This window comes from Streptomyces sp. NPDC059373 (assembly GCF_042751495.1).
In the GTDB taxonomy this organism is placed as follows: Bacteria; Actinomycetota; Actinomycetes; order Streptomycetales; family Streptomycetaceae; genus Actinacidiphila.
This window is the reverse complement of the sequence record NZ_JBHYXC010000024.1, coordinates 20,679-46,372: the sequence shown is the minus strand read 5'-3', so window position 1 is coordinate 46,372 and position 25,694 is coordinate 20,679. Positions and strand designations below refer to the sequence as shown.

The 25,694-nt window shown below is 71.7% G+C and carries 22 protein-coding genes; 9 read left to right on the top strand and 13 right to left on the bottom strand.

The window, feature by feature from the left end:
• The first annotated feature begins 52 nt into the window (after positions 1–52).
• A complete protein-coding gene (locus tag ACFXJ5_RS27315; RefSeq protein WP_384636360.1) occupies positions 53–1,045 on the top strand; it encodes an aminoglycoside phosphotransferase family protein in 993 nt (330 codons plus the stop codon).
• On the opposite strand, the gene ACFXJ5_RS27310 is transcribed toward ACFXJ5_RS27315, so the two are convergent.
• From ACFXJ5_RS27310 to sfnG, 4 genes are read right to left on the bottom strand one after another with little or no spacing between them, the layout of a single operon-like run.
• Positions 1,026–2,183: an LLM class flavin-dependent oxidoreductase gene (locus tag ACFXJ5_RS27310; RefSeq protein ID WP_384636357.1), complete on the bottom strand. Its 1,158-nt coding sequence runs from the start codon at positions 2,181–2,183 to the stop codon at positions 1,026–1,028. The genes ACFXJ5_RS27315 and ACFXJ5_RS27310 overlap by 20 nt on opposite strands.
• A 51-nt stretch (positions 2,184–2,234) precedes the next feature.
• Positions 2,235–3,422 (bottom strand): SfnB family sulfur acquisition oxidoreductase, encoded by a 1,188-nt coding sequence (locus ACFXJ5_RS27305; RefSeq protein WP_384636354.1) that lies wholly within the window; start codon positions 3,420–3,422, stop codon positions 2,235–2,237.
• Entirely contained in the window at positions 3,419–3,628 is a 210-nt protein-coding gene (locus ACFXJ5_RS27300; protein ID WP_384636352.1) for a hypothetical protein, read from the bottom strand. Before ACFXJ5_RS27300 ends, ACFXJ5_RS27305 begins: the two co-directional genes overlap by 4 nt.
• 46 nt (positions 3,629–3,674) lie before the next feature.
• Positions 3,675–4,778 carry a dimethylsulfone monooxygenase SfnG gene (sfnG, locus tag ACFXJ5_RS27295; protein ID WP_384636349.1) on the bottom strand — a complete coding sequence of 368 codons (1,104 nt, stop codon included), beginning with the start codon at positions 4,776–4,778 and terminating at the stop codon, positions 3,675–3,677.
• Positions 4,779–5,174: 396 nt separating this feature from the next.
• Here sfnG and ACFXJ5_RS27290 point away from each other — a divergent pair, with 396 nt between their 5' ends.
• Complete coding sequence (locus tag ACFXJ5_RS27290) at positions 5,175–6,095, top strand: LysR family transcriptional regulator (RefSeq protein WP_384636346.1); 921 nt, start codon at positions 5,175–5,177, stop codon at positions 6,093–6,095.
• On the opposite strand, the gene ACFXJ5_RS27285 is transcribed toward ACFXJ5_RS27290, so the two are convergent.
• The 4 genes from ACFXJ5_RS27285 to ACFXJ5_RS27270 form a co-directional block, all read right to left on the bottom strand.
• Positions 6,065–6,793, bottom strand: a complete 729-nt coding sequence (locus tag ACFXJ5_RS27285) for a class I SAM-dependent methyltransferase (RefSeq protein ID WP_384636343.1) — start codon at positions 6,791–6,793, stop codon at positions 6,065–6,067. The genes ACFXJ5_RS27290 and ACFXJ5_RS27285 overlap by 31 nt on opposite strands.
• A 143-nt stretch (positions 6,794–6,936) precedes the next feature.
• Positions 6,937–7,773, bottom strand: a complete 837-nt coding sequence (locus ACFXJ5_RS27280) for an aldo/keto reductase (protein ID WP_384636341.1) — start codon at positions 7,771–7,773, stop codon at positions 6,937–6,939.
• An 81-nt stretch (positions 7,774–7,854) separates the two neighbouring features.
• Positions 7,855–9,693 carry an AMP-dependent synthetase/ligase gene (locus ACFXJ5_RS27275; protein WP_384636339.1) on the bottom strand — a complete coding sequence of 613 codons (1,839 nt, stop codon included), beginning with the start codon at positions 9,691–9,693 and terminating at the stop codon, positions 7,855–7,857.
• Positions 9,694–10,107: 414 nt separating this feature from the next.
• The gene (locus tag ACFXJ5_RS27270) at positions 10,108–10,326 is read right to left on the bottom strand and encodes a hypothetical protein (protein WP_384636337.1); all 219 of its coding nucleotides are present in this window, start codon (positions 10,324–10,326) and stop codon (positions 10,108–10,110) included.
• A gap of 210 nt (positions 10,327–10,536) precedes the next feature.
• On the opposite strand from ACFXJ5_RS27270, the gene ACFXJ5_RS27265 reads away from it, so the two are divergent.
• Positions 10,537–12,408, top strand: a complete 1,872-nt coding sequence (locus ACFXJ5_RS27265; protein ID WP_384636334.1) for a hypothetical protein — start codon at positions 10,537–10,539, stop codon at positions 12,406–12,408.
• A 39-nt stretch (positions 12,409–12,447) separates the two neighbouring features.
• Here ACFXJ5_RS27265 and ACFXJ5_RS27260 read toward each other — a convergent pair whose 3' ends face one another.
• Positions 12,448–13,320, bottom strand: coding sequence for a LysR substrate-binding domain-containing protein (locus ACFXJ5_RS27260; protein ID WP_384636331.1), 873 nt, complete (start codon positions 13,318–13,320; stop codon positions 12,448–12,450).
• A gap of 168 nt (positions 13,321–13,488) precedes the next feature.
• On the opposite strand from ACFXJ5_RS27260, the gene ACFXJ5_RS27255 reads away from it, so the two are divergent.
• Complete coding sequence (locus ACFXJ5_RS27255; RefSeq protein WP_384636328.1) at positions 13,489–14,529, top strand: bile acid:sodium symporter family protein; 1,041 nt, start codon at positions 13,489–13,491, stop codon at positions 14,527–14,529.
• A gap of 12 nt (positions 14,530–14,541) precedes the next feature.
• Here ACFXJ5_RS27255 and ACFXJ5_RS27250 read toward each other — a convergent pair whose 3' ends face one another.
• Positions 14,542–14,847 (bottom strand): hypothetical protein, encoded by a 306-nt coding sequence (locus tag ACFXJ5_RS27250; RefSeq protein WP_384636326.1) that lies wholly within the window; start codon positions 14,845–14,847, stop codon positions 14,542–14,544.
• A 238-nt stretch (positions 14,848–15,085) separates the two neighbouring features.
• Positions 15,086–15,457, bottom strand: coding sequence for a DoxX family protein (locus ACFXJ5_RS27245; protein WP_384636324.1), 372 nt, complete (start codon positions 15,455–15,457; stop codon positions 15,086–15,088).
• Positions 15,458–15,491: 34 nt separating this feature from the next.
• Between ACFXJ5_RS27245 and ACFXJ5_RS27240 the strand changes: the two genes are divergently transcribed.
• Both ACFXJ5_RS27240 and ACFXJ5_RS27235 read left to right on the top strand, forming a co-directional pair.
• Positions 15,492–15,878, top strand: coding sequence for a VOC family protein (locus ACFXJ5_RS27240; protein ID WP_384636321.1), 387 nt, complete (start codon positions 15,492–15,494; stop codon positions 15,876–15,878).
• Complete coding sequence (locus ACFXJ5_RS27235; RefSeq protein ID WP_384636318.1) at positions 15,878–16,471, top strand: histidine phosphatase family protein; 594 nt, start codon at positions 15,878–15,880, stop codon at positions 16,469–16,471. The genes ACFXJ5_RS27240 and ACFXJ5_RS27235 overlap by 1 nt, the downstream gene beginning before the upstream one ends.
• Here ACFXJ5_RS27235 and ACFXJ5_RS27230 read toward each other — a convergent pair.
• A complete protein-coding gene (locus tag ACFXJ5_RS27230; RefSeq protein WP_384636316.1) occupies positions 16,437–20,633 on the bottom strand; it encodes a glycoside hydrolase family 38 N-terminal domain-containing protein in 4,197 nt (1,398 codons plus the stop codon). The genes ACFXJ5_RS27235 and ACFXJ5_RS27230 overlap by 35 nt on opposite strands.
• The gene (locus ACFXJ5_RS27225) at positions 20,630–21,622 is read right to left on the bottom strand and encodes an N-acetylglucosamine kinase (protein WP_384636313.1); all 993 of its coding nucleotides are present in this window, start codon (positions 21,620–21,622) and stop codon (positions 20,630–20,632) included. Before ACFXJ5_RS27225 ends, ACFXJ5_RS27230 begins: the two co-directional genes overlap by 4 nt.
• A gap of 256 nt (positions 21,623–21,878) precedes the next feature.
• Here ACFXJ5_RS27225 and ACFXJ5_RS27220 point away from each other — a divergent pair, with 256 nt between their 5' ends.
• The 3 genes from ACFXJ5_RS27220 to ACFXJ5_RS27210 all read left to right on the top strand — a co-directional run bounded on the left by ACFXJ5_RS27220 (position 21,879) and on the right by ACFXJ5_RS27210 (position 25,678).
• Entirely contained in the window at positions 21,879–23,045 is a 1,167-nt protein-coding gene (locus ACFXJ5_RS27220) for an ROK family protein (RefSeq protein ID WP_384636310.1), read from the top strand.
• A gap of 290 nt (positions 23,046–23,335) precedes the next feature.
• Positions 23,336–24,664: an ABC transporter substrate-binding protein gene (locus tag ACFXJ5_RS27215; RefSeq protein WP_384636307.1), complete on the top strand. Its 1,329-nt coding sequence runs from the start codon at positions 23,336–23,338 to the stop codon at positions 24,662–24,664.
• 45 nt (positions 24,665–24,709) lie between these two features.
• Positions 24,710–25,678, top strand: coding sequence for a carbohydrate ABC transporter permease (locus ACFXJ5_RS27210; RefSeq protein WP_384636563.1), 969 nt, complete (start codon positions 24,710–24,712; stop codon positions 25,676–25,678).
• Positions 25,679–25,694: the final 16 nt, after the last annotated feature.

The window sequence follows — 25,694 nt, the reverse complement described above, 5'->3', positions numbered from 1 at the left end:
GCCGGGGCAAAAACGGATGCGGGTGGCGGGGGCGCGGTGGTGGGATGCCGTCGTGGACAGCGAGCTGATGACCATCGACGCCGGGGGCTACGACGTCCGGGCCACCCCGTGGTGGGATGTGCGGTGGCGGCGCGACGCACTGGCGTGGGCGGAGGAGGCGCTGGCGGGCGCCGGCCTGCGGGCGGGGGAGCGGGCCGGGTGGGGGGTGCGGTTGCGGCCCTGGTCGGTGGTGATCAGGATTCCGGTGGGGGACGGGACTTCGGCGGTGTGGTTCAAGGCCAATCCGCCGGGTTCCGCCTTCGAGGCGGGGCTTACGCGGGCGCTGGCGGAGTGGGTGCCGGGGCAGGTCCTCACGCCGCTGGCCGTCGACACGGCGCGGGCCTGGTCGTTGCTGCCGGACGGCGGGCCGCTGCTGGCCCACGCCGTGGCGGACGAGGAGGCCGACCCGCACTACTGGGAGGCCCCGCTGCGGCAGTACGCGGTGCTGCAGCGGGCCGTTGGGCCCCGGGTGGGGGAACTGGCCGGGCTCGGGGTGCCGGATCTGCGGCCGGAGGGTCTGGCCGAGCGGTTCGACGAACTGGTGGCGCTGACGGACGCGCCGGAGGCCGTACGGCGGATGCGGCCCCAACTGGCCGACTGGTGCGCGGAACTGGCCGGCTCCGGCATCCCCGCCACCCTCGACCACTCCGACCTGCACGAGGCCCAGGTCTTCCGTGGCGACGGCCGCCGCTTCGTCTTCTTCGACTGGGGTGACTCCTCGCTCGCGTACCCCTTCTCCAGTCTGCTGGTCACCGCCCGCGTCGCGCGCCGGCGCTTCGGCGCGGACGCCCCGGCCGTCCTCGCCCGGCTGCGCGACGCCTACCTCGAACCCTGGACCGACGACGGCCACGACCTGCCCGCACTGCGCCGGCTGGCCGGCCTCGCCTGCCGGATCGGGCCGGTCGGGCGGGCGCTGGCCTGGGGGCGGGTCTTCCCCGGTACGGAGGTTCACCAGGAGCAAGTCGCCCGGTGGCTGGGCGAACTGCTCAACGAGCCGCCGTTGTGAAAGGGATCTGGGCGGGCTGGGCTGCCGCGCCGGGGGCGAAGGGATGGGTCCACAGGCCCTGGGTCTGCAGCAGCGGCAGGACGCCCTCGCCGAACCAGTAGGCCTCTTCCAGGTGCGGGTAGCCGGAGAAGATGAACTCGTCGATGCCGAGGCGGTGGTATTCGGCGATCCGATCGGCGACCTCCGCATGGCTGCCGACCAGCGCGGTGCCGGCCCCACCCCGGACCAGGCCGATGCCGGCCCACAGGTTGGGGTGGATCTCCAGCCCGTCGCGCCCGCCCCCGCCGTGCAGGGCGAGCATGCGCTGCTGCCCCTCGGACTCGCTGCGGGCCAGGCCCGCCTGGACGGAGCGTACGGTCTCCGGGTCGAACCCGGCGAGCAGCCGCCCGGCCTCGGCCCAGGCCTGCTCGGAGGTGTCGCGGGTGATGACGTGCAGCCGGATCCCGAAGCGCAGGGTGCGGCCCTGTTCGGCGGCCAGGCGGCGGATCCAGGCGATCTTCTCGGCGACGGCGGCGGGCGGCTCGCCCCAGGTCAGGTAGACGTCCGCGTGCCGGGCCGCGACGGCACCCGCGGCGGGCGAGGATCCGCCGAAGTACACCTCGGGCACCGGATCCGGGAGCCGGGCGAGCCGCGCGTCCTCGACCTGGAGGTGCTCGCCGGCCAGGTCGACGGTCTTGCCCTCCCACAGGCCGCGTACGACCTCCAGGAATTCGCCCGTACGGGCATAGCGGGCGTCCTTGTCCAGGAAGTCGCCGTACGCGCGCTGCTCGTGGCTCTCGCCGCCGGTCACGACATTCAGGAGCAGCCGTCCGCCGGTCTGCCGCTGGAAGGTGGAGGCCATCTGCGCGGCGAGGGTCGGCGACACGAAGCCGGGGCGGAAGGCGACGAGGAACTTCAGCCGCTCCGTGCGCTGGCTGACCATGGCGGTGGTCAGCCAGGCGTCCTCGCACCAGGCCCCGGTGGGGGTCAGCGCGCCGGCGAAGCCGAGGTCTTCGGCCGCCCGGGCGATCTGGGAGAGGTAGCCGACGGTGGGTGGGCGGTCGCCGCCGGCTGCGGTGACGGGGGTGCCGTGGCCGCCGCCGACGACGTGGCGGCTGTCGCCGTTGGTGGGCAGAAACCAGTGGAAGGTCAGGGTCATGGGTGAACTCCGTTCAGGTCAGCGGTGGGGGAGAGCAACCCGCGCCGCCGGCTACAGCAGACCATGGCGGGGCGGCAGGGTGCCGTTGAGGATGTGGCGGCCGAGGTGTTGGACCTTCCAGCGGACGGGGTCGTGGAGGGTGTGGGTGCGGGCGTCGCGCCAGAAGCGGTGGAGGTTGAGGCCGTCGAGGGCGGCGCGGGTGCCGGCGACCTCGAAGAGGGCGGAGGAGACCTCGACCGCGGCCGTCGCGGCGAAGGCCTTGGCGGAGGCGACGGCGAGGGAGGCCTCGGCGGCGGAGGTGTCCGTGAGGTCGGCGCGGGCGGCGTCGACGGCGCGGGCGGCGGCCACCAGCAGCGCGTCGGAGGCTCGGACCTGGAGGGCGAGTTCGCCGAAGCGCTGGATGAGGAGGGGGTCCTCGGCGGCGGTGTCGAGGCCGGATTCGAACCAGGGCCGGCTCTTGGTGCGTACGAACTCCGCCGCTGCCTCCAGCGCCGCGCCCGCCAGCCCTGCGTCGATGGCGGCGTGCAGCAACTGGGCTACGGCGCCGTGCAGTTGGGGCCCGGTGAAGGTGAGGTGGTGCGGGACGACGCGGTCGGCCGGGACCGGGACGGAGTCGAGGCGGACGGTGCCGCTGGCGGTGGTGCGCTGGCCCATGCCGTCCCAGTCGTCGACGACCGTGAGGCCGGGGGCCTCGCTCGGTACGTATGCGACGTGCAGCAGGTCGTCCTCCGCGCGGGCCAGCACCGGGATCCAGTCGGCGAACAGCGCGCCGGTGGAGTAGTGCTTGACGCCGGTGAGGACGTACGAGCCGTCGGGCTGTGGCTCCAGGCGGGTGCGGATGTCCTGGACGTGCTTGGTGCCGGCCTCGGACTGGGCGTTGCCGAAGCGCTTGCCCGCCAGGAGCTCGGCGAAGAAGAACTTCCGCTGGTCCTCGGTGCCCTGGCGGCGCAGGACGTTGACGTACGCGAAGTGGCTCTGCGGGATCTGGGAGAGGCTGGCGTCACCTGTCGCGAGCAGCCGGAAGACCTCGGCGAGGGTCTGGGCCGAGACGTCGGCGCCGCCGTGCTCGGCGGGGACGGTGATCGCCAGAAGCCCGGAGGCGGAGAGCCGGTCGAGCTCCGCGCGGGGCAGCCGGCGCAGGGCGTCCCGTTCGGCGGCGCCGGCGCGGAATTCGGTGGCGAGGGAGGCGGCGACGGCGAGCGCCTCCGTGTCGTCGGCGATCACATGTGCGGCGGTCACGAGGCCTGCTCCAGTACGGGTGAGGTGCGTATCAGCGCGTCCGAGAACTGGTCGACGACCTGATGCAGGGCGGCGGACGCGTCGGGGGCCACCGTGACACCGCCGTCATCGCCCGGTGTGATCTGCCGGTCGAGCACGAACCAGCCCTGCGGGTCCTTGGAGGCGGGGGCGTTCTTCCAGTCGGTGACGGGGGTGACGGTGCTCATGATGAACCTCTCAAAGATCGATGGGGGTCGGATGATTGATGGTTCGTCAGATGAGAACGGCCTCGCCGGCCTCGGCCGCCTCCAGCTCGCGGACCAGCGGCAGCACCTTCCTGCCGAAGTACTCGACCTCCTCCAGGTAGTGGAGGAAGCCCAGCAGGAAGAGGTCGACACCGAGCCGCTTGTAGGCGACGATCCGCTCGGCGATCTGCTCGGGGGTGCCGATCAGGCCCGTACGGAAGCCGTCGTTGTACTGGACGAGGTCCTCGAAGGAGGAGTCCTGCCACATGCCCTTGCCGTCGGCCGCGGACTGGCCGGCCTGCTTGACGGCGGCGCCGAAACCGTGGACGGCCTCGGTGTCGGCCTTGGCGATGATCTCGCGGAGGGTGTCGCGGGCCTCGGCCTCGGTGTCGCGGGCGATGAGGAAGCCGTTGAGACCGAATTTCGGTGCCGTACGGCCCACGGAGGCGGCGGAGGCGCGGACGTCGTTGATCTGCTCGGTGACGCCGTCGAAGTCCTTGCCGTTGGAGAAGTACCAGTCGGAGACCCGGCCCGCCATGGCGCGGGCGGCGGTGGAGTTGCCGCCCTGGAAGATCTCCGGGTGCGGGCGGCCCGGGACCTCGACCGGCTTGGGCTTGAGGGAGAAGTCGCGGATCCGGTAGAAGTCGCCGGGCAGTTCGACGTTGTCCTCGGTCCAGATGGCGCGCAGCGCCCGGATGAACTCCTCGGAGCGGCGGTAGCGCTCGTCGTGCTCCAGCCACGGCTCGCCCAGCGCCGTGAACTCGCCCTTGAACCAGCCGCTGACGACGTTCACCGCGAAGCGGCCGTTCGAGAGGTGGTCGGCGGTCGCGCCGAGCTTGGCCAGGACGCCCGGATGCCACAGGCCGGGGTGGACGGCGGCGATGACCTTCAGGCGCTGGGTGGCGAGGAGGAGGGCGAGGCTGAAGCTGGTGGACTCGTGCTGGTACTCGGCTCCGTAGCTGGCCATGTAGCGGACCTGGCTGAGCGCGTAGTCGAAGCCGTTGTTCTCCGCGAGGACGGCGAGCTCGCGGTTGTAGTCGTAACCCCAGTCGGTGCGCTGCTCGATCTTGCTGGTGACCAGGCCACCGCTGACGTTGGGCACCCAGTACGCGAAGCGTGCGGGATCGGACATAGGGACTCCCGGTGCAGGAAATGCGGGCATGACGAAGGAGGGCCGGAAGCGGCCGGGGGAGTGGTTCAGGCAGCGCGGCGACAGGAAGCGCTGAAGACGCGCGCGAGGTCGATGTGACGGCGCCGCGTGAGATCAGAAGTCATGATGGCGAAGGGCTCTCTGGGAAGCCGGCCGGAGGGAACGAGGAACGTACGGAGGGACGCGCTGCGCGCTTCAGCGCGGACAGGCGTGGGTGAGGATGCGCACGTAGTCCACGTGCCGCCGCCTCGTGAGGCTCCGAAGTTCGTTCACCATGCAGCGAGGCTACCGGCGGGCGGCGCCGGGGGTCGAGTCGGCGTTGACGAGGGGTTGGTAGGGTTTCCCTATCACTGCGCGCAGGAGGCGGGAGCCGGGCCCGTGCGGATCGAGCAGCTGGAGTACATCGAGGCGGTCACCCGCCTGGGCTCACTGCGCCGGGCCGCCGAGGAGCTGCACCTCTCCCAGCCCGCGCTGAGCGAGACCGTACGCAACCTGGAGCGCGAGCTCGGCGTGGACCTCCTGGACCGCAAGCGCTCGGGCGCGAAGATCAGCGACCAGGGCCGTGAGCTGCTGCCGCACATCATCAGCGTGCTGGAGGCGGTCGACCGGCTGCGGCGGGCGGCCGACGACCAGCACCACACCAGCCGCATGGTGCGGCTCGGGACGGTCAACGCCGCCACCGTGCCGCTGCTCGTGCCGACGATCCGCGAGTTCCGCGAGACGCATCCGGTCACGCAGGTCGAGGTGATCGCCGCGCAGCAGACCGAGATCCACCGGGCGCTCCTCGAAGGCAGCCTCGACCTCGGCCTGGTCAACTACCTCCAGGGCGACGACATCCCGCCGGACTTCCAGACCACCGAGCTGCTGCGGGGCCGGCCCGTGGTCTGCGTACGTCCCGACAGCCCGCTCGCCGCTCTGGCGACCGTCGGCGTGGCCGACCTGCTCGCCGAGCCGCTGATCGTGATGCGCTCCGGCTACGTCATGCACCGCTACGTTCACCGGCTGCTGGCCGGCCGGACCCCGTCCTTCTCGTACTCCACCGACGGTGCCGAGATGGGCAAGCTGATGGTCGCGGAAGGGCTCGGCGCGACCGTGCTGCCCGACTTCAGCGTCATCGGCGACCCCCTGGAGCGCAGCGGCGCCATCACCTGCCGGCCGCTGCGCGACGACGACACCGCTGTCCTCATGGTCATCCAGCGCAGCCGCTCGGGATCGGCCCCCCGCGCCGCCCGCGACCTGCACGAGTTCTTCGAACGGCGGGCCGAGGACTACCGCTTGCGGAAGGCCAGCAGCCGGTAGACGGGATCGGGGCGCGGCTCGTCCGGCTCCGGGAGGGCGTTGAGGCGCCGGGCCAGCGGCGCGGGGTCGTGCGGGCCGAGGAGTGAGGCGTAGTAGCCGCGTTCGGCATCGGCCGCCGCGTCGCGCGGGCTGCGGCCCTGCCCGTGGCCGGTGAAGTGGGTCTCGCCGGCGGGGGTGAGGCCGTGCCGCGCGGCGGTCTCGGCGACCGTCGTGGCGGCGTCGTAGGGCTCGCGGGGCGCACGGTACGGGGCGAGCAGCGCCTCGATGTCGCTGTGGGCGTGGTGGGCGGCGTCCTTGTCGACCGTGGTGACGAAGACCCCGCCGGGGCGCAGGACGCGGGCGGCCTCGGCGATCACGGCGGCCGAGAAGGGCACCAGGTGCAGCAGCCACACCGTCACCACGGCGTCCAACGTGCGGGTGGCGTACGGGAGTTGACGGCAGTCGCCGAGAGCCACCGTGGCCCCGACGCGCCGGGCCGCCATCCGGGCCATGCCGGGTGCCGGGTCCACGCCGAACACCGTCAGGCTGCTGCGGCGCGCGTACCGCTCGGTGACCAGGCCGGTGCCGCACCCCACGTCCAGCAGCGTGCGGGCGTAGCCGGGCACCAGGCTCAGCACGGCTTCCGCCGCCGCGTCGGCTCGCGGTACGCCGCCGCGGGTGGCGTCGTACGCGGTGGCTTCGGCGTCGTAATCGAGCATGTCCGCCTGTCGTCGGGACGTGAACCAGTGACCGGATAGGCGAGAGTAGCCAATGCGGCAGTCGGCCACCAGTGCGACGGGAAACGCCGGCACCCGCGCATGTCAGCGCGGGCGGCGGCGTCAGGACCGGGGGCCGGGCGAGGTCAGCCGACGTAGTCGAAGGTGGCCGGGTCCGGGCCGAGGCGGGTGCCGTTGTCGAGGGCGTCGATGGCGGCCAGGTCGTCGGCGTCGAGCTCGAAGTCGAAGACGTCGAGGTTCTCCCGGATCCGGGAGGGGGTGACGGACTTCGGGATGACGACGTTGCCGATCTGGAGGTGCCAGCGCAGCACGACCTGGGCCGGGGTCTTGCCGTGCTTGGTGGCGAGGGCGGCCAGCGCCGGGTCCTCCAGGAGGCCGCGACCGCTGCCGAGCGGGGACCAGGCCTCGGTGGCGATGCCGTGGGCGGCGTGGAAGGCGCGCAGCTCCGCCTGGGGGAGGTTGGGGTGCAGCTCGATCTGGTTGACGGCCGGGACGACCGAGCCCTCGTCCAGGACCTCCTGGAGCTGCGCGACGGGGAAGTTGGAGACCCCGATGGCCTTGGTGCGGCCGTCGGCGTACAGCTTCTCGAAGGCCCGCCAGGTGTCGAGGTACAGGCCGCGCGAGGGCACCGGCCAGTGGATCAGGTAGAGGTCCACGTGGTCCAGGCCGAGCTTGTCCAGCGAGGCGTCGAAGGCGCGCAGGGTGGAGTCGTAGCCGTGCTCGGCGTTCCAGAGCTTCGTGGTGACGAACAGCTCGTCGCGGGGCAGCCCGGCGTCGGCGATCGCCTGGCCGGTGCCCTTCTCGTTCTCGTAGATCGCGGCGGTGTCGATGCTGCGGTAGCCGGCCTCGAGGGCGGTCCTGACCGCGGCCCGCGCCTCGTCGTCCGGGACCTGCCAGACGCCGAATCCGAGCTGCGGCATCTGGACGCCGTTGTTGAGCGTGATGAAGGGGACCTTGCTCACGAGCAGGTGTTCCTTACGTTGTCGGACTGGTCGTACACGTTCTCCCAGCCTCAACGATCTGCCCCTTGATCGCATTCCCGGTCATGCCCGGTACAGCGCGTCGACCTCCGTCGCGTACGCCTTCTCGATCGCCTTGCGCTTCAGCTTCAGCGAGGGCGTGAGCAGCCCCTGCTCCTCGGAGAACTGGCCCGCCAGGATGCGGAAGGTACGGATCGACTCGGCCTGCGACACCAGGGTGTTCGCGGCCACCACGGCCCGGCGGATCTCGCTCTCCATGTCCGGGTCGCGGACCAGTTCGGCCATCGTGCGCGCCGACTTGCCGTGCATGGCCAGCCAGTGCGAGACGCCCTCCGGATCGAGGGTGATCAGGGCGGCGACGAAGGGCCGGTCGTTGCCGACGACCACGCACTGGGCGACCAGCGGGTGGGACCGCACCCGCTCCTCCAGCGGCACCGGGGAGACGCTCTTGCCGCCGCTGGTGACCAGGATTTCCTTCTTGCGGCCGGTGATCGTGAGGTAGCCGTCGTCGTCGAGGGCGCCGAGGTCGCCGGTGGCCAGCCAGCCTTCGTGGAGGACCTGGTGGGTGGCCTTGGGGTTGTTGAGGTACTCGGCGAAGATCTGGCCGCCGCGCAGCCAGATCTCGCCGTCGTCGGCTATGTGGACGGTGGTGCCCGGGATGGGCCGGCCGACCGTGCCGAAGCGGGTCTGCTCGGGCGGGTTGGCGGTGGCGGCGGCGGTGGACTCGGTGAGGCCGTAGCCCTCGAAGATCCGGACGCCGGCGCCGTCGAAGAACAGGCCGAGCTGCCGGTCCATCGCGGAGCCGCCGGAGAAGGCGTGCCGCACCTTGCCGCCGAGGGCGGCGCGCACCTTGCCGTAGACCAGCTTCTCGTAGAGCTGGTGCTGTACGCGCAGGCCGGCGCCCGGTCCCGGTCCGGTGCCGAAGGCCTTGGCCTCCATGGCCTCGGCGTGCCGCTCGGCGACGTCGACGGCCTTCTCGAAGACCGACAGCTTGCCGCCGGCCTCGGCCTTGCGGCGGGCGCCCTGGTAGACCTTCTCGAAGACGTACGGGACGGCGAGCACGAAGGTCGGCTTGAACGAGCCCATGGCCGGCAGCAGCTGGGCGGCGGCCAGGTTCGGCTGGTGGCCGAGCCGGACCCGGGCGCGGATGGCGGCGACCTCGACCATCCGCCCGAAGACGTGGGCGAGGGGGAGGAAGAGCAGGGTGGAGGCCTCGTCGCCGGGCTTGCTGTGGAAGACCGGCTCGTACTTGTCGATGATGTTGTCGGCCTCGGCCATGAAGTTGGAGTGCGTGATCACGCAGCCCTTGGGGCGGCCCGTCGTGCCCGAGGTGTAGATGACGGTGGCGATCGCGTCCGGGGTGACCGCCATCCGGTGCCGGTGGACGACGTCGTCGTCGATGTGCGTGCCGGACTCGGCGATCTCGGTCACGGCGCCGGAGTCCAGCTGCCACAGCCGGGTGAGCTGGGGCAGCTCGTCGACGACGGCGCCGATGGTCATGGCGTGGTCCTCGTGCTCGACGATGCAGGCCACCGCGCCCGAGTCGTGGAGCATCCAGCGGACCTGGTCGGACGACGAGGTGGGGTAGATGGGCACCGGCTGGGCGCCGATCGCCCACAGCGCGAAGTCCAGGACCGTCCACTCGTAGCGGGTGCGGGACATCAGCCCGACACGGTCGCCGAAACGTATCCCCTGAGCGATCAGGCCCTTGGCGACGGCCATCACCTCGTCGCGGAAAGCGGCGGCGGTGACGTCCTGCCACGGCGCGTCGGGACCCTCGGCCTCGGCTCTGCGGCCGAGCACCACGCGGTCCGGCTCCTCGGCGGCGGTGGCGAACACTGAGTCGGCCAAACCGCCTACCTGGGGTGCCGTCACCAGTGGGGGGATGGTGAACTCACGCAAGAGTCGCTCCTCGACCGCTTGGGGCGCCCGTAACGTACCTGATCCTCAGGGAAGGAGGGAGGGGGGTGAGTGCGGCCCTGTGAGCAGCGGGGATTAGTACATCAGTGCTGGTCGGGGCCGAAAGCCCAGTTGCCGAGGGGAACGCGGCGCGCGCCGGACCCGTGTTGTGGGGCCCGACGCGCGTAGATCTCCATCAAATCTGCTCGCGTCAGTCACTGACGCTCTACAGCGAGGAGAGCGGCTCCCGCCGCCTGTTCCGGCTGGTCATGGGCGACTTCCGGTGCCTTTGTCCGTACGGGAAGGATGACGACGACGCCGGCCGTCAGTCCCACCGCTCCGGCGACCATGGCTGCCGTATCGAGCCCGGAGGCGAAGAGCGGCGCCCGGAGAGCAGCTCGTCCGCTCCGGAGTCCTTTAGAGGCCGCGCGAATAGGTGGGGCGGCCTCTTATTTCGACATGCAATTCGACGCCGAGCTGCTCGGCTACCACGCCCAGGCCGTAGTCTGGCTCACAGTCGCGCCATCCGCGCTCGCCACCGTCGGCGAGGCGCTCGCCGGCCACCCCGAGACCGCCTTCGTCGCCGCGACCACCGGCACGTCCGATCCGATCGCCACAGTCCTCTGCCGCGACCACGTGGGCCGCTCCGCATATCTCAGCGCAAAGAAGCGCAAAGATCGGAGCACTGGAGGGTGTGCGACACGTTGGGACAGCGCCTGTCGTACGGAAGTTCAAGCAGATGACGTACGAAGAACGGATATAGGGCAGGTCCTCTTGCGCAGGGACGCCTACCTGCTCCATCGTACGCACCACAATGCGACCGCCCAGGGGGTGGGTACGACGGAAATGACAGGGGAACAGGCCCCCCACAGAACCACCGGCACCAGCGAACTGAGCGAACGGCTCGCGCGGCTCACGGCCGCGCAGGTCCGCCAGGGAAGCGAACTCGACGGCCTGAACGTCAAGGTGGCCGGCATCGGCGCCTGGGTCGGTGGCCTGCACAGCACGATGAGCGATCTGTCCGGCCGCCTGGCGGACGTGACCCGGACGGCGTCCGGACTGGGCGAGGAAGTCGCCCGCAGCCGCGAGGAGTTCGCGGCCTTCCTCCAGCAGTACGAACGTGACCGCCTCGCCACCGGCGCCCAGGCCGAGCTGGCCCGGCTCACCTCCGACTGGCTGGCCCGCTTCGACGAACGGAAGCGGATCCGCTCCCTCGCCCGGGGACTTGTCCACACACTCACCGCCGACGCGATACGACGGGACGTCGTCGAGACCGTGATCGTCCGGGAGTGCGTACAGGGCGCGACACTGCGGGGCAGCAGCCACTGGCTGGCTCCGGCAACGATGTCATTGGCCGCCCGCTACCTCGGCGACGCGGACCTGTGCGAGCACGCCCGCGGCCTGGCCTACGCCCTCGATCCCGCCAAGGCCAAGCTCTTCACCGCCCTCACCTGCGCCCGGCTCGGCGAGGACGACGCCGCCCGCTGGGCCGGCCGCTATCTGGAGACCCTCGACCCCAGGCGGCTCGGCCCGGAGTTCCTGCCGGTGCTCAGCGCCATCGCCGCCGGCGAACTCGGCGCCGAGGCCCACACCTTCGCCCTCCAGGCGATGCTCCGCTGGGACAACGACCCGGCGGCCCCCGACGAGGGCCCGCAACAGGCCCGGCACATCAGCGCCAGCCGCCCCCGTTCCCTGCGCTGGGAGGGGCGCCTGTGGGACCTGCGCACCCCGGTCTCCGCCGACCGCTTCCCCGCGCTGCGCCAGCTCGCCGCCGACCAGTGGGAACCGCTGGCGTACGGCTGGGAGCTCGCCACCGTCCCCGGCGGCCTGCTCGCGCACCTCAGCCGTGAATTCCCCGACACCCCCGAGGAGTTCGCCGCCGGCCGAGGCTATGCGGGCCTCGCCCTGGACAGCCTCATCGACCGCCTCGAACCCGACGAGGACGAGCTCCACCGCGAGATGGAATGGCAGCGCCGCGTCGTCGAGAGCCGAGGCGAGCCCCCGGCCTCCGTGGTGCCGCCGGCCCTGGACGTCCCGCCGCCCGGCCTCTGCTTCTCCGACGTCCTCGACCACGCCGTCTTCGAGGCCGCCCGTGTCGAACTCGGCGCCGCCGCCCGGCGGCTGGCCCTCATCTGTGTCTGGAAGAGCGTCCAGCACGCCGCCGGTGACTTCGTCATCGCCGCGGCCGCCCAGCGGCCCCCGCACATCCTGCTCTCCCTCGACGGCTGGACCGCCGACGTCCCCACCGATCCCGCGATCCAGGTCGACGAGCCCTTCCTCGCCGACGGCCTCGCCACGCACATCGAGGAGCGCACCCTCCTCAGCGTCCAGGCCATCACCCACAGCCCGCTCCGCCTCCTCGCCGCCGGTCTCGGCGGCGCCCTCACCACCACCCTTGCCGCTCTCCTGCTGCGCGGCACCCCTGCCATATCCGTCGGCCTCGCCGGCTGCGCCCTCCTCCTGTGGGGCCTCCTCGACCTCCGCCGTGTGCCCGTACTGCGGCGCAGGTGTCTCGAGCAGGGTGCGCGCGCAAGGAAGGAAGGGCTGCGGCTGCTGGCCGCCGCCCTGCGACAACGTACGGAGTTCTTCGACACCTGGGACCGCAACAGCAGCGAACTCACCGGGCTGCGGGTGTGGTCGCCGTTCGGCACGGGTTCGGAGTCGGTACCCACGACCCTGGTCTATGACGACGACGAAACCGGGCCGTCCGGCGGGTGACGGATCGCTGTAAGGGGCGGTGGCCCTTGTGGCCGCCCCTTACAGCGGGCGGTGCAGCCGGTCGCCGCCCGCCAGGATCGCGGCTGCCAGCGCCTGGGCGGCGTCCTGCGCGGCAGGACGCCGCCGCCCGTGCAGCAGGACGAAGTCGACGCCGCCCAGCTCCGGCAGCCCCGCGCGAGCGGCCGCCACCCGCGCCAGCCCGGGCGGGATGAGGCCCTGGGCGTGTGCCATCACGCCCAGTCCGGCCCGCGCTGCAGCGATCAGCCCGCTGAGCGAACCGCTCGTGCACGCCAGGCGCCAGGCGCGCCCTTCCCGTTCCAGCGCCTCCAGCGCCCGGGCGCGCGTGATCGCCGGCGGCGGATAGACGATCAGCGGCACCGGACGCTCGGGGTCGATCCGCAGTCCCTCGCTGCCGATCCACACCAGCTTGTCCCGCCACACCAGCTGTCCGTGGGTGGCCTCGCCACCGCCACGCTTGCCGAGTATCAGATCCAGCCGCCCGGCGGCCATCCGCTGATGCAGCGTCGCCGACAGCTCGACGGTCAGCTCCAGGTCGACTTCGGGGTGCTCCCGCCGGAAGGCCTCAAGGATTTCCGGCAGCCGGGTGAGGACGAAGTCCTCCGATGTTCCGAAGCGCAGCCTTCCCCGCAACCGCGTGCCCGCGAACCACCCCGCCGCCCGCTCGTTCGCCGCCAGGATGGTCCGGGCGAACCCGAGCATCGCCTCGCCGTCCTCCGTCAGCTCCACGCTGTGCGTGTCGCGGGCGAAGAGCTGCCGCCCGGCCGCCTCCTCCAGCTTCCGCACGTGCTGGCTCACCGTCGACTGCCGCAGGCCGAGCCGCCCCGCGGCCTGCGTGAAGCTCAGGGTCTGGGCGACCGCCAGGAAGGTCCTCAACTGCACCGGATCGAACACGAGAGCAGTCTATCCGCGCCTATCGCGATACGTGATGACAGTCAGCACGGTCACAGGGATTTACGATTGCCGTGCCAAGGAGGATCCTGGAGAGGGCCCGTTCGGGCACGAGCTCCCCGAGCACGCACAGCGCGACAAGCACAGCACCCCAGTACGTAGAGGAAGAACATGCCCCGCCTGCGTTTCCCGTCCCGGCTCCCCCTGGACCCGTACATCGCGGCGCTCCTCGGCACCGTGCTCCTCGCGGCCCTGCTGCCCGCGCGGGGCCCGGCCGCCACCGCTGCCGGCGGCGCCTCGACCGGCGCGGTCGCCCTCCTCTTCTTCCTCTACGGCGCCCGGCTCTCCACCCGCGAGGCAATGGACGGCCTCAAGCACTGGCGGCTCCACCTCACCGTGCTGGCCTGCACCTTCGTCCTCTTCCCGCTGCTCGGCCTCGCCGCCCGCGGCCTCGTTCCGTACGTCCTGACCCCGCAGCTCTACACCGGCCTGCTCTTTCTGTGCCTGCTGCCCTCCACCATCCAGTCCTCGATCGCCTTCACCTCGATCGCCCGGGGCAATGTGGCGGCCGCCATCTGCGCGGGCTCCTTCTCGAGCCTCATCGGGCTCCTGGTGACGCCGCTGTTCGCCGCGCTGCTCCTGGGCGGCAGCAACGGCGTCGGCTTCTCGGCGGGTTCGGTGCTCGGCATCGTGCTCCAGCTGCTGGTGCCCTTCCTCGCCGGACAGGTGCTGCGCCCGCTGGTCGCCCGATTCATCGCCCGCCACAAGAAGATCCTCGGCTACGTCGACCGCGGCTCGATCCTCCTCGTGGTCTACGCCGCCTTCAGCGAGGGCATGGTCCAGGGCATCTGGCACCAGGTCACTCCGCTGCGCCTCGTCGTGCTCCTCGCCATCGAGGGCCTGCTGCTCGCCACGATGCTCTCCATCACCTCGTACGGCGCCCGACGCCTCGGCTTCTCCCGCGCCGACCGCATCACGATCGTCTTCTGCGGCTCCAAGAAGAGCCTCGCCTCCGGCCTCCCCATGGCCACCGTCCTCTTCGGCGGTCCGCAGGCCGCGCTGGCCGTCCTGCCTCTCATGCTCTTCCATCAACTCCAGCTCATGGTGTGCGCCGTCATCGCCAAGCGCTGGAGCCGCACCCCGGCCCCGCCCAGCCGCCCGCAGCGGCCGCACGTCGACGCCCCCGCCGAGGTGGCCTCGGCGAGGGCGTAGGAGCGGCAGGCGTTACCGGTGGTTGCAGACCCAGTGTCCGGGGACCCAGACCTTGACCCAGAACCCGTGGTTCGAGTGGTTGTGGTGGCCCTTGGAGCCGTGGTGCCAGACCCACTGCCAGTGGCCATGCGTCTTGTGACAGTGGCGGTTGTGGTTCTGATCGTGGTTCTGGTTGTGCCCGGAATTGTTGTGCACCGGTCCAGGGGGCCGGGGTGCGGGAGCCGCGGATGCCGCGCCTGCGGTGGCGAACGCGGCACCGCCGGCCAGCATCGTGGACGCCGCGCCTATCGCGGCGGCTCGCATCAGTCGGTTGCGCATGGGTTGTCCTTCCATGGCGGTTGTCTGTGGTTGCACGCCTGATACGCAGGGTTGGCCGATCGTCAAGTTCCGAGCAGCGGAAGCCAGATGCTGATCGTCTGCGGCTCCACGGCGTTGCACCGGGGTGGCGTCAGCGACCTCTCTCCCCGGAAGAAGGGCCAGACCCACATCAATACAAATCAGAGTATATGCAAATAACTGTTATTAAGCAGAAAAATTAGGCAAAATCGGGCATTTGTCAACGCAGTATGTCCACGACCAGCACGGACAGCGCCATCGTCAGAAACAGCATGTAAGCCCCGAGTGCCCGTCCCCGATCCCCCGACCGCAGCTGCATGGCCAGCACCCAGGCGAAGACCAGCGCCTCGACCGACGCGCCCGCGACCCCCAGCGGCGGCGCCCAGAGACCGACGATGACGGCGACCGTGCCGAACAGGTGCAGTGAGCCCAGCAGTGTCAGAAACCACAGGTGGCGGCCCTGGAGTACGCCCAATCGGGTGAGTTCGTCGAACCGGGTCAGCCCCGGCCGGGCACGGGCCAGCTGGACGACCGCCGACGGCAGCGATTCGAGGACGAGGAGCACGGTGAGGGCCACAGCCAGCGCGAACACGGCGGTCAGTCTGGCATCCGCCTAGGCTGTCGGTGTGGGATCACCCGAATCTTTCATCCATCACATCGGCGTCTTCGCGTCGGACCTCGCCCTCAGCAGAGGCTTCTACTCGGCCGCGCTGGCGCCGCTCGGCATCCGTATCGGATACGAGAGCGACGTGGCCGCCGAATACTGGCACCCCGACCGCGACACCCCCTCGCTCTCCTTGGAACAGCCCGGCGCCGAGCCCACCCGCGGCGTGCACATCGCCTTCGCGGCGGGCGACAGGGGCCAGGTGGAGGCCTTCCACGCGGCGGCCGTGGCGGCGGGCGGCAGCAGCCGCCACGCGCCCCGCCACTGGCCCGAGTACCGGGCATACTGCGCGTTCGTCAGCGACCCGGACGGCAACAACATCGAAGCGGTCCACAAGGAGGAGTCCTGATGCCCCCGCGCCTCATCCTGGTCCGGCACGGCCAGACGGAGTGGTCCAAGAGCGGCCAGCACACCGGCCGTACGGACATCCCGCTCACCGAGGAGGGCCGCGAGGCCGCCCTGCTGCTCGGCAAGCGGCTGAAGCGGGCCCCGTGGAACGACTTTCCCGGCGCCCGGGTCCGCACGAGCCCGCTGGTCCGCGCCCGCGAGACCTGCGAGCTGGCCGGCTTCGGGGACCGGGCCGAGGAGTGGGACGCGCTCAGGGAGTGGGACTACGGCGAGTACGAGGGCCGTACGTCCCCGGAGATCCGCGAGGAGCGCCCCGGGTGGGTGATCTGGCGCGACGGCGTCATCGGCGGCGAGACCTCCTGGCAGGTCGCCAACCGCGCAGACGAGGTCGTCGCCTGGGCCAAGGGGGGCGAATCCGACTGCGTCGTCTTCGCCCACGGCCACTTCCTGCGCACCCTCGCCGCCCGCTGGCTGCGCCTCGACCCGATGCGCGGCATGGTGCTCAGCCTCGCCCCGGCGTCACTGTCCATCCTGGGCTGGGAGTACGGCGACCCGGCCCTCACCCTGTGGAACGACACGGCCCATTTGCAGTGAGCGGCAGCGCGGCCGTGTAGTGCACCGCGCCGAACGCCGAGACCTTGGCCAGCACCCACCACTGGCCGCTGCCGTGTGCCTTCGCGGTGGCTGCGTACGGGAGTTCGGCCGTCTCCCCGGGCGCGACCGCGAACCCCTGGGTGCGCGGCGTGACCGCGAGGTCGTCCCCCGGAGCGCCCCACGTGCCGTACGGGCTGATCAGTTGGACCTCGCCCCGGATCTCCGACCGGGCGTCATTGGTCACGCGGACGCTGTGCGGCGTCAGTTCGGCGCGTAGCGGCTCGGCGGTCGCGGTGCCCACGGTGACGGGCACCACGTCCTCCAGAAGCTGCCCGAGGTCGTCCCGGATGCGCGCCGCGACGTAGTACGTGCCCGGGGCGGCGCCCTCGTCCGGCCTCACGTTCACTGTGAACTCGGCATGCTCGCCCGGCGCCAGGTCGTAGTCCAGGGCTGCCTGCGGCTCGCTCACCAGCCCGGCCGGCACGTCGAGCCCGACCGTGCCCCGCGCGGCCCCGGCGGACGCGGCGACGGTGACCCGGATCCGCCCCGGCTCGGCGAGCTGCGTGAGGTGCACGCTCACCGGCAGGTAACCCACGGGCGCCGGGCCGGTGTTGTGCAGCCAGTACCGGGTGAACACCGGTTCAGCCGCGAGCAGGGGCCGGGGCCGCGGCCCCGAGGGGGGCTCGGGGGCGGGGGAGTACACCGGGCGCGCAGCCAACGTCGCCACGTCCGCCGCCCCCAGCCCGACCCGTACGTCACCGTCCTCCACCGCCAACGGCCGCACATCGGAAGCCTGCTCCAGCAGATCCGTCGCCTCGGCGTCGGCCAGCCCGCCGTACAGCCGCACGCGAGCCGTGGTCGCCCGCCCCTGCGACTCGTACAGCCGGACGGCCAGCCCGTCCGCCACCGGATCGACATCGCCGGGGAGCCCGGAGGCCATCGGATTGCCGCGCGGCTTGAGCGCGCTGAGCAGTACGTTGGCGGGCTCGACGGTCAGCAGCGAGGCCCGGGCGGGAAGTTCGCCGTCGCCGACGGCGGTCTCGGTCGCCAGGAGCGGTTGGTTGGCCTCCTGGCCGGCCCGTACGAAGCCGCCGGCGCGCCAGTCGCCGGGGCCGGCGACGAGGCTGTAGCGGAAGTCGTGCGTCCAGTGCTGGAAGGCGAAGCTGCTGCCGTCGGGGGCGGTGCGGCGCTCGCCGTCGATCCAGACGCCGGCCGGCCAGTCGGTGCAGGCGCGCATGAGGGTGAGGCAGAGCGTGCCGTCGGAGGTGGCGACGAAGCTCGGGGTGCCGTGGTTGATCAGCGCGGCCGAGTAGTCCACGGCGGGCTCGGCCGTGGTGCCGAGGCCGTCGGGCACCGGCACGTCGATGACGGGTCCGTCCACCGCGAGGCCGTGCGCGGCGATGAGCACCGGCAGATCGCGCGGCCCGCGCAGATCCGCGCCGGGCACCCAGGCCTCCCGGCGGGACCGACGGGCCGGTACGAAGACGACGCCGCGCGTGGCCAGCGCCTTGCGATAGACGGGCCCGGCGGAGCGCAGGACCTCCTCCGCGAAGGCATTGTCAGTGCCCAGTGCGAACCTGATGTCGGGGAGATTGGAGTCCGCGTCGAGGGAGCCGTAGCGCAGGCCCTCGGGGCGGGTTGTGGTGGCCGTGACGCCTTGCGCGACAAGGGCGGCCAGGAGGGGGCGTACATCATGGTCTTCGGGGGCGATCACTTCGGCGACGCCGATGGCGTGCCGCTGCGTGCGGCCGTCGGCGCCGTGCAGGGCGAGGCACGCGGTCGTGCCCAGCCCGGCCCAGGTGTGGGCGGGGTTGTCGAGGGTCCACAGGTGCTCGGCCGCGTCGGAGTCGGGGAAGCCGAACGACCGCCCGATCGCGGCGAACCCGACCTCGGAGACCGGCAGCGCGCCCGGCAGGTCGAGGTCGAAGCGGACGCGCAGCATCCGGTCCTCGCCGATCGAGCCGTCGGCGCGGGTACGGAAGTCGATGCGCTCGGCGCCCTCCCACAAGGTCGCCTCCTGTGTGAAGCGCAGTCCGCCGAGGCTCACTTCGCTGGTGATCCGGCGGCCGGCCGCGCAGTGCTCGACGCGTACGGAGGCGGCGCGCTGCGTGCCGGTCCCGCTGCCGGGTCCCTTGGGGAGCAGGTGCCAGGGGCCCTCGCCCCACACGGGGTGGGTGGAGTGCTCGTCCTGGACGACGAGTTCGGCGCCGAGGCCGCCGGGGCGCAGCAGTTCGCGGCCGGTGCGCAGGTCGGTGATGCGGGTGAGGGCGCCGCCGCGCGCGGGGTCGGCCCCGATGCGGAAGACGCCGTTGTCGATGCCGGTCGCGCCGGGGACGGCGGTCCAGCCGCGCGCTGCGCTCTCGCTGTCGCCGTCGCCCTCGCCCTCGACGAGCCGGAAGACGCGGTGGCCGAGGGAGGGCACGTCCTTGGCGATGAAGCTGATCGAGTCCTCCTCCGTGAGGCAGGGCACGGGCCGCCCGGTCTCGTCGCGGACCTCGAGGCCCTGCGCAGAGGGGACGGTCACGATCCCGTCCCGCTCCCACGACAGCGTGTTGGCGACGAACACCGCTCGCCCCTCGCCGCGCGTGTCCGTGCCCTCGGCAAGCTGCTCCAGCGCGGCGCCGCGTACCTGGTCGCCCAGTTCGTACGCCTCCCGCCAGCCGCCGACCAGGTCGATGTACACCTGGTCGGACTCGGTGCCGGTGACGGCGTCGTGGTGGGCGCCGTAGGCGAGTTGCCGCCAGGCCTTGTCGAGGGACTCGGCGGGGAAGCGCTTGCCGAGGAAGGTGGCGGCGAGCGTGGCGAGGCGCTCGCCGTCCAGGACAGCGGTCTCGGCGGCCCGTTGCGCCTGCTTGGTGTCGATGTACGAGACGTCCTTGCCGGTGAAGACCGGGTTCATGTCGCGGGTCTGCGGCAGGACCGGCGACACGGGCCGCGCCTCGGCCTCGCGCCGCACGGCGGCGAAGAAGTCGCGCGGCAGGCCCATCGTGAAGCGTGGCCAGACATAGCGCTTGGCCCACTCGCGGTGGACCTCGGTGCACCAGCGCGACGGCACGTTGTGGTCGTGGCCGACCGGCAGCATCACATTGCGGGTCGCGGCGACCTTCTTCAGGTCGGCGTACTGCCCGTAGGCCGCGTCCATGGCGGCCTCGACCGACTCCGTACGGTGGATGGCCCAGCCGGCGGTGTAGTGCGCGGCCATGTAGTGGGTGAGCACGCCGCGCCCGCTCGGGGCGATCCACTCGAACTCGGAGGGGAACTGCATGCGGGTGATGTCTTCGGTGTGGCCCTTCGGGCCGGAGTTGTGGAAGGGGCCGCGCGCCCAGGCGCTGGAGTCCAGGCCGGCGTCGGCCATCAGGCCGGGGTGAGCGGGGTCGTGGCCGAAGACGTCCAGCATCCAGCCGGAGCGCGGGTCACCGCCGAGGACGTCGCGCTGGTAGCCGATGCCGTAGACCGTGTTGCGGATCGTCGATTCGGGGTGGGTGAGATTGGTGTTGGGCTCGTTGTAGCTGCCGCCGACCAGTTCGATGCGCTCGGAGCGCAGGAAGCGGCGCAGGTCGGCCCGGTCGTCGGGGTAGGCGTCCCAGTGCGGTTTGAGGTAGTCGATCTCGGCGAGGACGAAGCGGTAGTCCTCGTCGTGCCGGGCCGCGTCGAGGTGGGCGCGTACGAGGTCGAAGGCGCTGCGTACGAAGGGCGGGCGCAGCCGGTCGACCCAGGGCAGGTCGGGGAGTTCGTGGCGCACGGCGGTGAAGCCGGCCTGGGTGTTCCACCACACGGGGTCGTAGTGGAAGTGGGACACCATCCACATCGTCCAGCCGGTGGCCTCGGCCGTCACCGTCCCGCCGGCTGTGCAGCGGCGGCTGCCGTGGGCGCCGTCGGTACCCTCGGTGCCCTCCGCGATCGCGGTGACCCGGTGCACGGAACCCTCGGCGGCCGGGGCGGAGATGACGACGCCGACCTCGGCGACGGCTTCCCCGCCGGGGCCCGGGGCGGCGATCAGTTCGGGTTCGGGCGTGCTGACGGTCGAGCCCTCCACGCGGACCCGGACCGGGCCGGTGCCGCCGTGCAGGGTGACGCGGACGACCTGCCGGGGCGCCTGGCCGGTGCCGACGAAGAGGTCGGTGGACCGGATGGCGCCGATCCGCATGGTGTCCCGGTTCATCCCGTGGCCGCCTTTCCGGGGGTAGGTTCGGTGGCGTCGGCGTCGGCGTCGGCTTCGTCGGCCTTGGCGTGGGCGCCTGCGGCAACGGCCCGGGCCAGCCGCACGGCTCCGGTGACCGGTGGCACCCGCAGAGGGTGCACCCGGGTGCCGGGAAGTGCCGCGGCGAGGGCGTGGGTGAGGGCGCCGAAGAGCTCGGGCTGGTTGAGTACGACGCCGCCCGCGACGACGATGTCGTCGGTCTCGGCGCCGCGTTCGGCGAGCCGGATGACCAGGCCGGCCAGGGCCCGGCCGCCGGCCGCGATGACTTCGCGGGCGATATCCGAACCGGTCGCGGCCGCCTCGAAGACGGCGGCGCTGTGGCGCCCCCAGTCGGCGGACGGCTCCTGCGCGGCCTCCAGGGCGGCGCCGAGCGCGGGCACTTCGGCCACGCCGAAGGCAGCGAGCAGCAGCCGGGCGAGTTCGTCGGGCCGGTCGTCGCGGTCGTGGGCCGCGTAGACGGCGCGTACGGCCTCGCGTACGAGACCCGCCGCGCTGCCCTCGTCGCCCAGGACGGCGCCCCAGCCGCCGACCTGGACGGCGGTGCCGTCGGGGAGTTGGCCGACGGCGATCGAGCCGGTGCCGGCGACGAGGCCGACACCCCTGTCCAGGCCGAGGGCGGGGACGAGGAGCCGGGAGTCGTTGACGACGTGGCAGGGCACATGCCCGCCGAGGCGGGCGACGAGGGCCTGCCGGATGAGCGCGCTCTGCCGTGGGGTCTCGCAGGCGTGGGCGCCGACGGCGACCGAGGCCGGACGGTACCCCACGGGCAGGGCGTGGTGGATCAGTTCGGTGAGCCAGTCCGCGGCGTCGGCGGCGTTGTGGGGCCGCCAGCCACGGGTGGTACGGACGTGGTCGGCGACGACGATGTCGTCGTCGCCGAGGCACGCTCGTAGATGCGTCTTGGTGCCGCCGACGTCGATACCGACGACGAGGGCAGTGGAGTCCTGCACGTGGTTCCTTCGCCTTTCGCGACGCAGCGCTGGGGGGTGGGGCTGCTGCGCACGGCGGGCGAGACCGTGGCTGGGTGAGGGCAGAGCAGCGGTGTCGGGAGACCCCGGGACGGGCCTCGGTGGGGAGTGACAGGCGTGTGTCGGACTTCGTTAGGAAATTAACTAACGAAGTACAGTGAGTCAAGGGGCTGCCGAAAAACGAGCGGCCGATGTTGGATGCGCAGTGTTCGATCACCAGGGATTTTTGGGGGACCGTATGACCAACGGCGACACCGCAGCCGCCGCCGGGCAGCTGCCGAGCGACAGCGCCAGAGCCGTCTTCGCCGTCCTGGCCGGGGCCGGCAGCGCCACCCGCCCCCAGCTGGCGGCTGCCTGCGGCCTGTCCAAGCCCACCGTCTCCCTCGCGATGGCCGAGTTGGAGACCGCCGGCCTGGCCGCCCGCTCCGGCACCGCCAACGGCGGCACCGGCCGCTCCGCCGCCGTCTACCGCCTCGGCCCCCAGGCCGGCTGCGTCCTCGCCGTCGACCTCGGCTCCACCCACACCGACGTACGCGGCTGCACCCTCGACGGCACCGTCCTCGCGGTCCAGGGCACCGGCGACGAACTGCGCCCCGCCGACGCCGTCCACACCGTCATCGACGCCCTCCAGGCCGCCGGGGCCGGCCCGCTGCGTGCCGTCGTCGTCGCCGTCCCGGACGTCGCCGGCCAGGACGCGCAGGGCCGCCCGCGCCTCGCCACCGCCCGGCCCCGCGCCGCCTTCGAGGCGCTCGCCCTGCCGCCCGGCGTCCCGGTCCAGGTCGAGAACAACGTCAACTGCGCCGCCCTCGCCGAGCTGCACGAAGGCGCCGCCCGTGACCGGGGCGCGGCCGGCTTCGGCTATCTGCAGATCGGTTACGGCATCGGCCTGGGCATCGTGCTCGGCGGCCAGGTCCTGCGCGGCGCCAATGGCGCGGCCGGCGAGGTCGCCCGGCTGCCCTACCCCTGGGCCGAGGGCCGGCGGCCCGAGCACGAGGGCCTGGAGGCCTACGCGGGCGCCCGCTCCCTCGTCGCCCGCGCCGCCAGTGCCTGGCGCCCCGACGCGGGCGACGGCCCCCGCCCGCGCACCGCCGAGCGGCTGTTCGCGCTTGCCGCCGAGGGCCATGCCACCGCCGCCGCCCTGGTCGCCGACCATGCCGCCGAGGTGGGCCGGCTCGCCGCCGCCGTGGCCGCCGTGCTCGACCCGGGCCTGATCGTGCTCGGCGGCGGCATCGGCGCGAACCCCCAGCTCCTGCCCGGTGTCCGGGCCGAACTGGAGCGGCTCAGCTGGCCCACCGAGGTGGTCTCCAGCGTGCTCGGCAACACCGGCACCGTCGTCGGCGCCACCCGCCTCGCCGTCGCCCGCGGAATCCAAACTGTTACCGGCGGAGCCCAAGTCGGGCATTGACTCCGGACCCGCGTCTCTGCGAATGTCCGGACAAGCGCTTACCGAGCCGGCGGGATCCCGGCTCCGGGTGAGGGGTTCCCAGTACGAGGGCGTGCTCGTACGGCAGGACGGACACCGGGACTCCTCCCCGCCATGGCGGCGCGGCCGGGCGAGGCCGCGATCCGCGGGAGCGACAACACACCCCCGTAGGACCCCTTGCAGAACGCCGCACAATCCCCCCGCAGAACCCTGACAGAACCTTCAGCCCCGAATTCATCGGGCACTTCGTCACGCACACGTAGGAGGAACCGGTGGGCACCGACATCTCTCGTAGAGGCCTGCTCCGCATCGGCGGAGGGCTGGCCGCGGTCACCGCGCTCGGCGGCACGCTGGCCGCATGTGGCGGCACCGGCGCCAGCTCGGGCAGTAGCGAGCTGGTCATGACCTGGTGGGGCAGCGACGACCGGCACGCGGCCTACAAGAAGGCGCTGGCCACCTTCACCAAGAACAACCCCGGCATCAAGATCAAGCCCCGCTACTCCGGCTACGACGGCTACTTCGACAAGTTCAACACCCAGGTCGCCGGCGGCAGCGCCCCCGACCTGCTCCAGATGGACACCGCCCTGGTTGCCTCGTACGCGAAGAAGGGCGTGCTCGCGCCGCTCGACGACTACGTCGGCAAGTCCCTCGACCTGACCGGGTTCTCCAAGTCGCTGCTCGCCGCCGGCACGGTCGACGGGAAGCTCTACGGCGTGCCGTCGGGCATCGGCGTCAACGTCCTCACCATCAACGTCACCGGTCTGAAGAAGCTCGGCCTCGCGGAGCCCGACAAGGAGTGGACCTGGGAGGACCTCAAGACCTACGCGGCCAAGGTCTACAAGGCCAGCGGCGGCAAGGTCTTCGGCGTGGACGACGGCGGTGGCTCCACCAACCAGGCCTTCGACATCTTCACCCGTGAGAAGGGCCAGAACCTCTACACCGCGGGCGGCAAGCTCGGCTACACCGAGGCCACCCTCGAGGAGTGGTGGACCTACTGGGCCGAGATGCGCAAGATCCACGCCTCCCCGGGCGGCGCGGTCACCTCCTCCGCGCACAATGACCTCACCAAGAACGCGGTGGTCATCGGCAAGGGAATGATCACGTTCGACTCGGGTCTGACCAACTCCTCCGGCAGCCTCACCGGCGCCACCCTGGACTTCATCCCCACCCCCCAGGGCAGCTGGTCGGGCGCGCACGAGGGCAACTACGTCAACGGCGGCGTGCTGCTCAGCGCCACCGCCCGCAGCAAGCACATCGCGGACTCCGTCAAGATCATGAGCTTCTTCGCCCAGGACAAGACGGCGATCGCCGACATGGCGCTGCTGCGCGGCATCCCGCCGACGGCCAAGGCCCGCGCCATCATCGCGCCGTCCCTGGCGGGCAACGACAAGCGGGCCTCGGACGCCGCCGCCTACGTCTCCGACCGGGTCACCAAGGCCACCAACGCGCTCGCCGCGCCGGTCGCCCCGCCCACCGGCGCGGACCAGATCTCGGAACTGCTGTTCCAGTCCAACCTGGCCATCGCCTTCGGCAAGAAGACGATCAAGTCCGCGCTGAGCAGCTTCTTCGACCAGGCCAACAGCATCCTGTCGTCGTCGTAACCGCCGTCACCCCACCAGGAGAGGCCAGGAGCCAGGGAGATGAGTGTGACCACCGAGAAGATTGACGAGGTCGTCAAGGAGCCGCCGGGCCCGGCGACCACGGCCGATCGCGAACGGATGCGCAAACGCGCCGCGAGAAGGCGCGCCGGCGGCTGGTGGCCGTTCCTCTTCCTGGCTCCCTGGTTCATCGGGGTCTTCGGGCTGACCATCTACCCGATGCTGGACTCCCTCTACCTCTCCTTCACCGACTTCAACCTGCTCACCCCGGCCAAGTGGATCGGTGCGCAGAACTACACCCACATGTTCGGCGACGACCCGAACTTCTGGAACACCGTCCATGTGACGCTGCTGTACGTCGCGGTCTCGGTCCCCCTCAAGCTCGCGCTCGCGCTCGGCGTGGCGGTGCTGCTCAACCGCCCGCTGCGCGGACTCGGCCTGTACCGGGCGGCGTTCTACCTGCCGTCCCTGCTCGGCGGCGCGGTCGCCATCGCCATCATGTGGCGGCAGATCTTCGGTGGCGACGGTCTGTTCAACGACTTCCTCGGCTGGTTCGGCATCAAGGGCCAGGACTGGGTCTCCTCGCCCGACACCTCGATCTACACCCTCATCCTGCTGGCGGTGTGGCAGTTCGGGACCCCGATGGTGATCTTCCTGGCCGGCCTCAAGCAGCTCCCGAAGGACGTCTACGAGGCGGCGGCGATCGACGGTGCGGGGGTGTTCACCCGGTTCTTCCGGATCACGCTCCCGCTGCTGACCCCCATCGTGTTCTTCAACGTGGTGCTGCAGATCATCGGTTCGTTCCAGACCTTCACCCCCGCCTACGTCATCAGCAACGGCAGCGGCGGCCCGATCGGCTCGACCATGCTCTACTCCCTCTTCCTGTACAAGGAGGGCTTCAACTACTTCCACATGGGATACGCCTCCGCGCTGGCATGGGTGCTGTTCCTGGTCATCGCCGCGTTCACGGCGCTGAACTTCGCCGCCAGCCGGTTCTGGGTCCATTACGACGACTGAGTCGTCGGTGAGGTCG

Bases quoted from the DNA above. Each gene is read 5' to 3' on its own strand.
- ACFXJ5_RS27300 (WP_384636352.1), bottom strand. From the start codon at position 3,628: ATGAGCACCGTCACCCCCGTCACCGACTGGAAGAACGCCCCCGCCTCC.
- ACFXJ5_RS27265 (WP_384636334.1), top strand. From the start codon at position 10,537: ATGACAGGGGAACAGGCCCCCCACAGAACCACCGGCACCAGCGAACTG.
- ACFXJ5_RS27285 (WP_384636343.1), bottom strand. From the start codon at position 6,793: ATGCTCGATTACGACGCCGAAGCCACCGCGTACGACGCCACCCGCGGC.
- sfnG (WP_384636349.1), bottom strand. From the start codon at position 4,778: ATGTCCGATCCCGCACGCTTCGCGTACTGGGTGCCCAACGTCAGCGGT.
- ACFXJ5_RS27310 (WP_384636357.1), bottom strand. From the start codon at position 2,183: ATGACCCTGACCTTCCACTGGTTTCTGCCCACCAACGGCGACAGCCGC.
- ACFXJ5_RS27235 (WP_384636318.1), top strand. From the start codon at position 15,878: ATGCCCCCGCGCCTCATCCTGGTCCGGCACGGCCAGACGGAGTGGTCC.
- ACFXJ5_RS27250 (WP_384636326.1), bottom strand. From the start codon at position 14,847: ATGCGCAACCGACTGATGCGAGCCGCCGCGATAGGCGCGGCGTCCACG.
- ACFXJ5_RS27255 (WP_384636328.1), top strand. From the start codon at position 13,489: ATGCCCCGCCTGCGTTTCCCGTCCCGGCTCCCCCTGGACCCGTACATC.
- ACFXJ5_RS27230 (WP_384636316.1), bottom strand. From the start codon at position 20,633: ATGAACCGGGACACCATGCGGATCGGCGCCATCCGGTCCACCGACCTC.
- ACFXJ5_RS27220 (WP_384636310.1), top strand. From the start codon at position 21,879: ATGACCAACGGCGACACCGCAGCCGCCGCCGGGCAGCTGCCGAGCGAC.